Source organism: Synergistaceae bacterium (genome assembly GCA_021372895.1).
Taxonomy (GTDB): Bacteria; Synergistota; Synergistia; order Synergistales; family Synergistaceae; genus JAJFTP01.
In genome coordinates, this window is the sequence record JAJFTP010000002.1 from 48096 (window position 1) to 59679 (window position 11584).

An 11584-nucleotide genomic window follows, 5' to 3' on the forward strand; every position below is an offset into this window, starting at 1 on the left:
TATGCCTCCGTAATAAAAAAAGAGTGGGCACGCCCCACTCTTCCAGAAATTACCCCTGAATTAGTCATGAGATTGTAGCACTTATTCTGAAAGCGGTCAAATGATCCGGAAAGAACAACGGGAACCATTTATGCAAACACCGTCACTGTTTTATCGGGAGACGCTCCTGACCCATTCAAACATCGCAAGGGAAGCAGCTACTGATGCATTTAGGGAACCGGCTGCGCCCTTCATGGGGATACTGCGGAGTTCGTCACACGCCTTTGACACAGCGGTCCCCAACCCCTTTCCCTCCGCTCCGACGACAATGGCGAGCCGCTGCGGCATATCACTCTTGAAAAGTGTCTCGCGCGCCTCCATGGCAAGCCCCGTCACCCAGAAATCAGCTTCCTGAAGCATTCGTATCATCTGCGAGATGTTGCCTGTCTTCGCCACGGGCAGCCTGAGCGCAGCCCCTGCGCTCGTCTTTACAACAGTGCCGGTAGGCAGGCATCCGCCGCGTTTCGGTATCATGACGGCGGATGCGCCTGCCGCCTCCGCGCTCCTTATGACCGCACCCAGGTTGTGCGGGTCCTGTATGTGGTCACAGATCAGGATCATGGCCGGTTCCGGTGCGGCAGGAAGGGTGCCGATAAGCTCCTCGGCCTCCCACAGCTTCATCGGAGCAATGTATGCAACCACGCCCTGATGGTTCTCTTTATTCGTCAGCCTGTCCAGCACCGTGTTTTCAACCAGCTGCATGTTTATGTGAGCCGCCCTGCAAAGGTCCAGTATCCTTGCCTTTATGTGCGGCTGCACGTTCTTCGCCGCCATCACCTTCATACAGCGCTCCGGCGAGGTATCAAGCAGCGAGATGACGGGGTTCCTGCCCCAGCAGATATCTTCGTTTATTTTTTTATCTTCGTCTCTCATAGGCTCTTATTCCCCTCTTTTATCTTTTTGAGAAATTCTGCCAGATACTTTCCCGTGGCGCCCTTTGAACGCGCGACCTCCTCGGGGGTGCCCTTCGCGGTAAGTTTTCCGCCGCGGCGTCCTCCGTCCGGCCCGAGGTCGATTATATAGTCCGCCGAAGCCAACACATCCAGATTGTGCTCTATGACGAGCACGGAATTTCCCTGGTCCACGAGTTTATGAAGCAGCTTCAGCAGCTTTTTTACGTCTGTGTAGTGCAGGCCGGTCGTAGGCTCGTCAAGCAGGTAGAGTGTGTTGCCTCTGAATTTCTTGCTCAGTTCCGTTGCCAGCTTGACGCGCTGCGCCTCTCCTCCGCTCAGCGTGGTTGCGGACTGCCCAAGCTTTATATAACCCAGACCGGCCTCCTGGATCACGCTGAGTTTATTTGCGATCCTGGGGATATCCTTGAAGTGTTCGATGGCCTCGTCCACCGAGAGGTCAAGCACATCGGCTATCGACAGCCCCTTGTGGCGCACTTCAAGCGTCTCACGGTTATACCGCCGCCCCTTGCAGACGTCGCACTTGACGTAAACATCGGGCAAAAAGAGCATCGAAACCTTAAGCTCGCCGTCCCCGCCGCATGCCTCACAGCGTCCGCCCTTAACGTTGAAACTGAAGCGCCCGGGCTGATAACCGCGAAGTTTGGACTCCTGGAGCTGTGCAAAGAACTCCCGTATAGGCGTAAAGACCCCGGTATAAGTCGCGGGGTTTGAGCGCGGAGTGCGCCCTATCGGGCTCTGGTCGACAAGAACGATGTTGCGCAGGGATCCATATCCGGAGATGGAATCAAATTTCCCGGCCCTCTCCCTGTATTCCTTATCAAACTTCCCCCGCAGGCCCTTATATAGTATCTCATAAAGAAGTGTGCTCTTGCCTGAGCCCGAAACACCGCTCAGCGCCGCCAATATTCCAAGCGGGATGTCCAGGTCGAGTTTTTTAAGATTGTTCTCCGCACAGCCGCGCAATTCTATCATGCCTTTCGGCGTGCGCCTCCCTGCCTCGGGCCGGAACGTGCCGTCGGCCTCGCCGCGCAGGTAAGCTGCCGTGGATGAATCCCCTCTTCTTATATCTTCTGCGCTCCCGCTTGCGACAATGTAGCCGCCCAGCTCCCCGGCAGCGGGGCCAAGTTCCAGTATGTGATCCGCCGCCGCCATCGTATCCCTGTCGTGTTCAACCACTACCACAGTATTGCCTATGTCGCGTATCGCCATTAAAGTGTCGAGCAGCCTGTTGGTATCTCTCGGATGGAGCCCTATGGTCGGTTCAGCCAGCACATAGAGCACACCTGTGAGTTGCGAGCCGATCTGGGTCGCGAGCCTTATCCTCTGGCTCTCGCCGCCGCTTAGAGTGTCTGCGCGCCGTGAAAGGCTCAGATATCCGGCCCCTACATCGTTCAGGAAGGCAAGACGTTTGCGCACCTCAGTCAGAGCCTGGCCGACTATCTTCCGTTCGCGATCGCCTATATCAAGATCATCAAGCGCATTTATCAGGTCCTCAACTGGTATTTCCGTGAGCTGTGCTATGTTGTATCCGCCAAGGGTAACGGCCAGCGCCTCCGGCTTAAGCCTTGCGCCATGGCAGGACGAACATTCATCCTCAACGCGGAACCGCAGGAGCTCCTCCCTGTAATTGTCTGATCCAGTCTCTTCGAAGCGCTTCTCGAGCCAAGGCAGTAGCCCTATATAATGTCCGTTGTACTCCCAGTCCCCGTTTTTATCAGAAAAAATCATCGGGATCACTTCATCTGTCCCGTCAAGCAATATTTTTTTGACGTCAAAGGGCAGTTTTTCAAATGGCAGAGAGAGGTCCCATCCATGTATAGATGCTAACTGCTCCGCCTTCTGAACCATATACTTCGCCGACTTCCACGGGATGAACCCTCCGTCGCCTATAGGCAGTTCAGGATCGACAGCAAGTTCCTCAGAAAAGTACATGTGTACTCCAAGCCCGCCGCAGTCAGGACATGCGCCATATGGATTGTTGAATGAGAAAAGCCTTGGCTCAATATCAGGAAGGCTTACCTCGCAATCAGGGCATATATATTTCTCTGTGAGCTCGATATCGTCCATACCTTCGGATACAAGCAATACAAACCCGTCGGAGAGCTTCATCGCCATCTCTACGGCCTCCGCAAGGCGCGACCGGTTCTCTTCCTTGACGCGCAGCCTGTCTATCACGCACTCTATGGTATGGCGTTTCTTTTTGTCGAGGTCTATATCCTCCTCAAGCCAGAGGAGCGTCCCGTCTACGCGCGCGCGCAGATATCCCTGCTGATGCAGTTTCAGCAGAAGGTTGCGGTACTCGCCCTTCTTGCCCTTAACGAGCGGTGACAGTACCTCGATAGGCCTGCCGTCGTAATCGCGGTATATCCTGTCTATGATCTCATCCACGCTGTAGCGGTGGACTTCCTTTCCGCATTTAGGGCAGTGCGGAGTGCCGGCTCTGCCGAATAAAAGGCGAAGATAATCGTATATCTCGGTTACTGTACCGACAGTGGATCTCGGGTTATGGCCGGTCCCCTTCTGTTCGATCGAGATTGCCGGAGAAAGCCCGGTGATCTCATCTACGTCCGGCTTGTCAGACATGCCCAGAAACTGCCTCGCATAGGACGACAGAGACTCCACATAGCGCCTCTGCCCCTCGGCATAAACGGTGTCGAATGCAAGCGATGATTTGCCGGAGCCCGACGGCCCCGTCACCACAACGAGCTTGTTCTTAGGAATTTCTACGTCTATGTTTTTTAGATTGTGCTGTCTTGCTCCTGTAATTCTTATGCTCTGTTCCAAATTTAGCATCGCCCCTCAATTGCTGTATCTGATCCCTGAGTTCAGCCGCCGTCTCGAAGTCAAGTTTCTCGACGGCCTCCCACATTCTGCGCTCTATCTCATGTATATCCGGCATATCCACAGTTGCGGTCGGGGATGCCGCCCTTCCCGAGGCATATCCGCCGTCCTGAAGCAGCTCTGCCGGCAAAAGGTCTTTGACTGCCTTCGATATAGTCTGCGGGATTATCCCATGTTTTTCGTTATATGCCGTCTGTTTCTCCCTGCGCCGCTCAGTTTCCTTCACCGCTGCGTCTATGCTGTCCGTGATACGGTCGGCGTACAGTATGACCCTGCCCGCCTGATTTCTGGCGGCACGCCCTATCATCTGTATCAGAGAGCGGTGGGAGCGAAGGTAGCCCTCCCTGTCGGCATCCAGTATCGCGACAAGAGAGACCTCCGGTAAGTCTATGCCCTCACGAAGCAGGTTCACTCCCACAAGCACCGCAAATACCCCGAGCCTGAGGTCACGCAGCAGCTCCGCCCTCTCGAAAGTATCCAGTTCCGAGTGGATGTAACGCACCTTTATGCCGAGCTCAGCCATGTACTCTGCAAGATCTTCAGACGAGCGTTTCGTCAGTGTAGATACAAGCACCCTTTCGCCGTTCTCTATTATCGGGCGCACCTCCGAGAGCAGGTCGTCGACCTGGCCGGCGGCAGGATGTATTTCAACGATAGGGTCGGTGACGCCGGTAGGCCTGATAAGCTGCTCCACCACCTGGTCGGAGTGAGCTAACTCATAGTCGCCGGGCGTGGCGGAGATGAAGAGCGCGTCCTTCAGCAGGGGCTCATATTCATCCCACTTGAGCGGCCTGTTATCCAGGCACGAGGGCAGTCTGAAGCCGTGCTCCACAAGAACTTCCTTCCTCGCCCTGTCTCCGTTGTACATGCCGCGCACCTGCGGAAGCGTCATATGGGACTCGTCTATGAATATCAGCGAATCTTCAGGGAAAAAATCCATAAGTGTTCCCGGAGCATCTCCCGGCTGTCTGCCGTCCAGAAAACGGGAATAGTTCTCGATCCCGGAACAGTAGCCGACCTCAAGCAGCATCTCAAGGTCATACTTTGTGCGCATTTTAAGCCTCTGCGCCTCAAGCAGCTTGCCCTCGGACTCAAGAGTCGATACGCGGGCTTCAAGCTCTTTTTCGATCTCTACGGCTGCCTTCTCTATAGCATCCGTCGTTGTGACATAATGCTGGGCGGGGAATATTCCTGTGTGGCTCTTTGTGAGGATGCACCTGCCAGAGACCGGATCTATCTCCTCTATACGCTCTATCTCGTCATCAAAAAAAATAACACGGACTGCCGTGTCGCTGTAGGCAGGGTATATCTCCATCGTCTCGCCCCTGCTGCGGAAATTGCCTGGAAGCAGTGAAACATCATTGCGCTGATAGTAGTTTTCTATAAGCCTGGTCATAAATGCACGTCGTTCCCAGCGTTCGCCGACAGCAAAGCGGAAGATGGCATCCTCATAGTTCTTGCGTTTCCCAAGACCGTATATGCAGGATACGCTCGCGACGACTATGACATCACGCCGCTCAAGCAGCGCCTTGGTAGTGGCCAGGCGAAGCTTCTCGATGCGCTCGTTGATCGACGCGTCCTTCTCTATGTAGATATCCTGCGCGGGCATGTAGGCCTCCGGCTGGTAATAATCGTAATAGCTCACAAAGTAGTTTACGGAGTTATTGGGAAAAAATTCTTTAAATTCGCTGTACAGCTGCGCGGCGAGGGTCTTGTTGTGCGCCATGACAAGAGTGGGCCTCTGCAGGCGCTGGATGATGTTCGCCATCGTGAACGTCTTTCCGCTGCCGGTGACGCCGAGCAGTGTCTGCACCGCTCCCGGTCTGCTGAAACCTCTTACGAGCTTTTCTACCGCCTCGGGCTGATCCCCGGCAAGCGGCCAAGGTGAATACAATTCAAACCTATCTTCCATCTTTCGATCCCTGCTGTGTATTTTTAAAATCTACGCCCCAAAACTGACGCCCGGGGAAATCCCGGGCGCCCCTCGCAGAGTATATCAAAATAATTTTAATTTCAACTCGGAAAATCTGCTTAAACTAATCCTCCTCGTCGTCCGGATCGTCGTCGTCATTATCCACGTTATCCTTCTTTTTTGCACCCTGCTCTGTTTCGACGGGCTTATACCGGCCTTCGGCCTTTTGCTCTTCAATGTCCGGAACGGTTTCCTCCGAAGCAGGCCCTTCTTTCTCAGCTTCTTCGTCAGCAACTGTTTTTGTGATCTCTTTTTTCGGATATCCGAGCAGTTCGTCAAGCTTGTCGCCCTCAAGCACTTCTTTCTCAAGCAGCAGGGCTGTTATCTCCTCAAGACGATCACGGTTCTCCGTAAGGATATCCTTCGCCTTGTTGAAACAGTCGTCGATGATGCTGCGGACTTCCTGGTCTATGGCGTAGGCTATTTCTTCGCTGTAATTTCTGTCCTCCACGATGTCCCTGCCAAGGAACACCTCGTGCTGTTTCCTGCCAAGCGTCACAAGGCCAAGCCTCTCGCTCATGCCGAACTGTGTGACCATCTGGCGTGCGATCTGCGTTGCACGTTCAAGGTCATTGGAGGCCCCGTTGGTAACGTCGCCGAAGCGGATGATCTCCGCTACCCGGCCGCCGAGCAGAACTGTGATCTTGTCTGAGAGCTCCTGCTTAGAGATCAGGAACCTGTCTTCCGCGGGAAGCTGCAGGGTGAAACCAAGCGCCATATGCCCGCGCGGGATTATCGAGATCTTGTGGACAGGGTCGCTGCCGGGGATCTTGCTGGCCACCAGCGCATGTCCTGACTCATGATATGCGATTATCTCGCGCTCCCTTTTGCTTATTATGCGGCTCCTGCGCTCGGGACCGGCCATTACACGGTCGATCGCTTCCTCGAACTCCGGCATCCCGAGAGTTTTCTTGCTGCGGCGCGCGGCTAGCAGCGCCGCCTCGTTTACGAGGTTTGCTATATCGGCGCCCACAAAACCGGGGGTCCTGCGTGCAAGGACGTCAAGATCCACTCCCTTGGCGACCTTTTTATCCTTTAAATGGACTTTGAGTATGTCACGCCTGCCGTTTACGTCCGGCCTGTCTACCACTATCTGCCTGTCGAACCGCCCGGGGCGCAGAAGCGCAGGGTCAAGGATATCAGGCCTGTTGGTCGCTGCGATAAGTATCACACCCGCTCCTGTATCAAATCCATCCATCTCTACGAGAAGCTGGTTCAGCGTCTGTTCACGTTCGTCGTGTCCGCCGCCAAGGCCTGCGCCGCGATGGCGTCCGACTGCGTCGATTTCGTCTATGAAAATTATGCAGGGCTGGAATTTGCGCGCCTGCTCAAAGAGATCTCTGACCCGTGCCGCTCCGACACCGACAAACATCTCGACGAAGTCGGAACCGCTGATGCTGAAGAACGGAACATCCGCCTCTCCGGCGACGGCACGCGAAAGAAGCGTCTTACCCGTGCCTGGAGCGCCGAGAAGAAGCACTCCTCGCGGGACCCTGGCCCCGAGCTTCGTAAACTTGTCCGGCTCTTTAAGGAACTGAACGACCTCCGAGAGCTCCTCTTTTGACTCGTCGCAGCCGGCCACATCTGCAAAGGTGACCTTGGGCCTGTTATCCATGAACATCTTAGCCTTGCTCTTTCCAAAGCTCATCACCTTGTTCCCGCCGCCCTGCATGTTGTACATGAAGTATATCCACACCCCGATAAGCAGCAGCGTCGGAAGCAGAGACGTCAGGAGCGCCGTCACCCAAGAGTTCTTTGGCGGAGGAACGACCTCGACCTCGACTCCTTTGTTGGCGAGCACTTCCGGCAAAGTTGACGCATCAATGATATATGTCGTGAACTCCTTGCCGGATTTAAGAGTACCTTTGATCTGTTCATGGTCGATCATGACCTTTGAGACATTGCCCGCATTGGCTTCGGTAAGCAGCTGGCTGTATGGAAGCACCTCAGATCCCTGTTTTTTCGTGTCCGGTGTCAGGAATACATTTACAAGACTCACGACAAGCACGATCAGGACAATGTACATGCCTACGTTTTTCGACCTTTTATTCAAATCGGTATTACCTCACTTTCATGGCCTTTTATGTTATCGAACCACATTATTCCGGCTCGGCGATATGCACTGCGGGGAGATGGCGGAACTTGCCCGCATAGTCAAGTCCGTAACCTACAACAAACTCATCCGGGATAGAAAAACCGATATATTCGGCGTCAACAGGCTGCCTGCGGCGTTCGGGCTTGTCAAGAAGCACGCAAACAGCAAGGCTTTCCGGCCTCCGCTCTTTCATGAGCGTTCTGATGTAAGAGAGAGAGAGCCCGGTATCAAGTATATCTTCAACTATCAAAACATGTTTGCCGTTAATATCAGAACTCAGGTCCTTCTGGATCTGAACTATACCGCTGCTCTTAGTGGACGCTCCGTAGGAAGAGATGGCAAGGAAATCTATCCGCACATCGACCTCAGGCCCGATATGTCTGACGAGGTCCGCAAGAAATACCACAGCCCCTTTGAGCACACAGACACAGGTAAGCTCTTTGCCGGCATAATCGCGGCGTATCCTGTCGCCAAGCTCGGCGACTTTGTCATGCAGTTCCTTCTCAGAAATCAAAATTTCACCTATTTTATAGCCCAACATACAACAACTCCTATGAACAGGATCCGTTCACAAAAACAGCATACATCATAACATAACAAATGCTATCCTGACCACCATGGCAATCCTTGTTTTCCCGCATTTTTCAGCACGCCTTTTATGACGTCTTTGCGATGGAGCCATCCGATCCCTCTGTCCGAATAGCAGACCTCAATATCACGCGCCCACTGGAACCGCCAACAGCCGCCTTTTCTTACAAGGGCGGCGAGCTTAAGCGTCCTGTCCCTTGAAAGGATCGGCAGATCCAGCTGCGCCCCCTGGGCTCGCAGCATATCGGCAAGCCCTGTATCAGAGATTTCTTTAAGCACGGAGGGTTTCCAGCAGACAAGCGCGGGCGGCATATCAAAGACTGCCCTCTCAAGATTGCGCGCTGTGACCGCATCGCGCTCTGCGAGCTCGGCCTCTATCTGTCTGGCAAGCCCTGTCATAGAGGACTCGAAGTTTGGATTCAGGTTGTTTTTGATCCAGGGGATAAGTTCTTCGCGCACCCTGTTTCTCGTATAAGTCCTGTCTGCGTTGCTTGCATCCTCGCGCCACGGTATACCGTTGCCGCGCAGCAGCGAGCGAAGTTCCTCGCGCCTGAAACCGATTATAGGGCGCACTATATTGCCACGGACCTCAGGAATGCCGCGGAGGCCGGCAAGCCCCGTTCCGCGGAAAAGATTCATAAGCTGTGTCTCTATAAGGTCATCCGCAGAGTGCCCGACAGCGATAAACGGCAGACCTTCAGCCTCTGCGGTCTCGTTGAAATGCTCATAACGCACACGGCGCCCCGCCATTTCGAAAGACTCGCCGGTCAGGCGGCCTGCGGAGACTTCAACGGTCTTTACCCGGCACTCTATGCCCCACCCGCGGCAGAGTTCAAGGGCAAACGCGGCATCCTCATGTGAAGCGCCATCGCGGGTACAGTGGTCAAGATGCGCCGCTACGATGCGCCCGGGATAAAACTTATGCAGAAGCCAAAGCAGGGCGACCGAATCCCCGCCGCCGGAAAGCGCGGCCACAAGGCCTGCGGAATCCCACCAGCCCTGTCGTTTGCCTGTTTCAACAAGCTTTTTTTTAAAATAGAAAATTTCTTTCATAAGATCCACCGTTTCATCAGTAAAAAATTCCCGCTGAACACATTTTCAGCGGGAATCACGTTTACGTCAAGCAAAAAATGGAGCGGAAAACGGGACTCGAACCCGCGACCTACGGCTTGGAAGGCCATCGCTCTACCAGCTGAGCTATTTCCGCCCGCAACGCAAGGAATAATATCACTCAAGACATGATGATGTCAATGGTCACTTCTCAAGTACCTTTTCTTTTGACGCAACATGTGGCCCGACATGGCCGCCGCAGCTTATCCGCTTATCCGCTTATCCGCTTTTTCCAGTGATCCGTATCCGCCGTGACGGACTTGAACTCCCTGTACGTCACGTTGGCCTCTCCGCCTCTTATCGGGCTCACATGCTTTCTTAACGTATAGTCCACGCGCTGCCCCGCGTTCCCCCTGCCTTTGCTGAAGTACGCCGCCAGGGATGAGCAGAACATTATCGCATCTTCCTCCTCTTCCGCGGTCGGAGCGGAGGTGTATCTCAATATCACATGCGAGCCCGGGACCCCATGGACATGAAACCATAGGTCATCGGATGCGGCAAGACGAAAGGTCACATACCTGTTGCCCTTTGACGAAAGGCCGGCAAAAACGATCGCAAAGCCAAGATCAAAACGCCGATGCGGGGGCAAGGGAGCCTCCTTCTTTTTCCCGTTTCCCGGTTGATGCCGTTTTGGTGCGATCCCCATCTCCGATTCAATAAGGGAGAGCGATTCGCCATCTTCTATGCGCGACACTATCGAGACCTGTTCGTTCAGGTCGTTAAGCTCCTGGTTCACCTTGCCCAGAAGTTTTGCCGCGCGTTCCTGTGCCGCCGTTATTTTCCTGTATTTTGCAAAGAATGCAGCCGCGTTCTGGGCCGGCATTATGGCGGGATCCAAAGGGACAGTCGTTTTTTTCTGGTTTCCGTCTTTGTCCCAGTAAGAAATCTCTGCCTCTGCCGTTCCTGATTTTATCTGCCAGAGATTTGAGACTATAAGCTCTCCGTAATGCCTGTATTTATCGGGATCCTCTTCGTGCAGCAGCCTGTTTATATCGCAGATCTGACGCTCGCGCCTGATAATTTCGTGTGCCAGACGGTCACAGATTTTTTTTCTGCGCAGGGCGGTAGATGTATCAAGCAGAGGGGAAAGCGTAATGGTGCGCCAAATGTCTTCCACGGACATATTTTCAAGAAACACCGCCCCGTCAAGAAGCACGGGGAACATAGTTATATATTTGCCCAGCATCTGGGGGACCATGCCTTCCAGGACAGTCTTGCCGTAAAAATTTCCGAGATATTTTTCTGCCGTACCGGCGCCGGCATCATAAAGCGCATTAAGCAGCGTCCTGCCGAAACCGGCTATTTCTTTCAGCTTTTCCAAAGAAGGAGCGGCAAGCCAATCCTCAAGGGAGATCCCGTCAAAAACAGGGGGCGGCACATAGGGCTGGTTCGGCAGTATTGAGCGGAACCTGTTCTCCGAAGGATGTACGTGTTTCGCCGTCTCAAGGATGTTGCCCGTTTCATCGGTGAGTATCAGATTGCTGTAGCGTTCCATTGCCTCAAGTGTCAAGCAGCGGACCGCAGTAAATCCGGCCCCCACTGTTTTCCTGAACGAAAACCTGATTATCCTGTCGCGCCGCAGCTGTTCTGCCCCTATGAACTCACAGCCCGCGATACTGCTCCTGAGCGCGTTTGTGATCGGGGGGATCTGCCGGGACATTGAAAGCAGCGCCTTTTTCTCTTTCTCTGTGATGCACGCGGCGCCGCAGTTCTGCGTCCCCCATGAGAGCAGCAGGACGACCCCGCCGGATAGCGTCAGTGTGATCCAGCTGTCTCCGCCATCCACCTTCTGGACTCTCTTCATTATAAAACGTTCAAAATTCCGGCTGCACAGCCAGACAAGTTCGGGACCGAAGGACATCACATCACCGCCGCAGCAATATACCGGAAAACCGGTTGGACTTATTATATATCCAATGGGCGTGGTCTTAGGATGTTGACAAGAGACTTTGACGTGATAGAATTACCTGCGTGATTTGTGGTATGGGGCTGTAGCTCAGCGGGAGAGCACTTCCCTCGCACGGA

7 protein-coding genes and 1 tRNA gene are annotated in these 11584 nt (G+C 54.0%); all 8 read right to left on the bottom strand.

Going from position 1 to position 11584, the window contains the following annotated elements; all coding sequences use genetic code 11:
* Positions 1 to 150 precede the first annotated feature (150 nt).
* Positions 151 to 912 carry a 23S rRNA (guanosine(2251)-2'-O)-methyltransferase RlmB gene (gene rlmB / locus LLF78_00270; GenBank protein MCE5200937.1) on the bottom strand — a complete coding sequence of 254 codons (762 nt, stop codon included), beginning with the start codon at positions 910 to 912 and terminating at the stop codon, positions 151 to 153.
* On the bottom strand, positions 909 to 3737 hold the full coding sequence (uvrA, locus tag LLF78_00275) for an excinuclease ABC subunit UvrA (protein MCE5200938.1): 2829 nt from the start codon (positions 3735 to 3737) through the stop codon (positions 909 to 911). Before uvrA ends, rlmB begins: the two co-directional genes overlap by 4 nt.
* Complete coding sequence (uvrB, locus tag LLF78_00280; GenBank protein ID MCE5200939.1) at positions 3667 to 5706, bottom strand: excinuclease ABC subunit UvrB; 2040 nt, start codon at positions 5704 to 5706, stop codon at positions 3667 to 3669. Before uvrB ends, uvrA begins: the two co-directional genes overlap by 71 nt.
* 124 nt (positions 5707 to 5830) lie before the next feature.
* Positions 5831 to 7792, bottom strand: coding sequence for an ATP-dependent zinc metalloprotease FtsH (gene ftsH, locus LLF78_00285; GenBank protein ID MCE5200940.1), 1962 nt, complete (start codon positions 7790 to 7792; stop codon positions 5831 to 5833).
* A 73-nt stretch (positions 7793 to 7865) separates the two neighbouring features.
* Positions 7866 to 8399, bottom strand: a complete 534-nt coding sequence (gene hpt, locus LLF78_00290) for a hypoxanthine phosphoribosyltransferase (GenBank protein ID MCE5200941.1) — start codon at positions 8397 to 8399, stop codon at positions 7866 to 7868.
* A 65-nt stretch (positions 8400 to 8464) separates the two neighbouring features.
* Entirely contained in the window at positions 8465 to 9502 is a 1038-nt protein-coding gene (gene tilS / locus LLF78_00295; protein ID MCE5200942.1) for a tRNA lysidine(34) synthetase TilS, read from the bottom strand.
* A 78-nt stretch (positions 9503 to 9580) separates the two neighbouring features.
* Positions 9581 to 9656: transfer RNA gene (locus LLF78_00300), tRNA-Gly, on the bottom strand.
* A 114-nt stretch (positions 9657 to 9770) separates the two neighbouring features.
* The gene (locus tag LLF78_00305) at positions 9771 to 11363 is read right to left on the bottom strand and encodes an NFACT family protein (GenBank protein ID MCE5200943.1); all 1593 of its coding nucleotides are present in this window, start codon (positions 11361 to 11363) and stop codon (positions 9771 to 9773) included.
* Positions 11364 to 11584 lie beyond the last annotated feature (221 nt).

Bases quoted from the DNA above. Each gene is read 5' to 3' on its own strand.
- rlmB (MCE5200937.1), bottom strand. From the start codon at position 912: ATGAGAGACGAAGATAAAAAAATAAACGAAGATATCTGCTGGGGCAGG.
- ftsH (MCE5200940.1), bottom strand. From the start codon at position 7,792: ATGTACATTGTCCTGATCGTGCTTGTCGTGAGTCTTGTAAATGTATTC.
- LLF78_00305 (MCE5200943.1), bottom strand. From the start codon at position 11,363: ATGAAGAGAGTCCAGAAGGTGGATGGCGGAGACAGCTGGATCACACTG.
- uvrB (MCE5200939.1), bottom strand. From the start codon at position 5,706: ATGGAAGATAGGTTTGAATTGTATTCACCTTGGCCGCTTGCCGGGGAT.
- tilS (MCE5200942.1), bottom strand. From the start codon at position 9,502: ATGAAAGAAATTTTCTATTTTAAAAAAAAGCTTGTTGAAACAGGCAAA.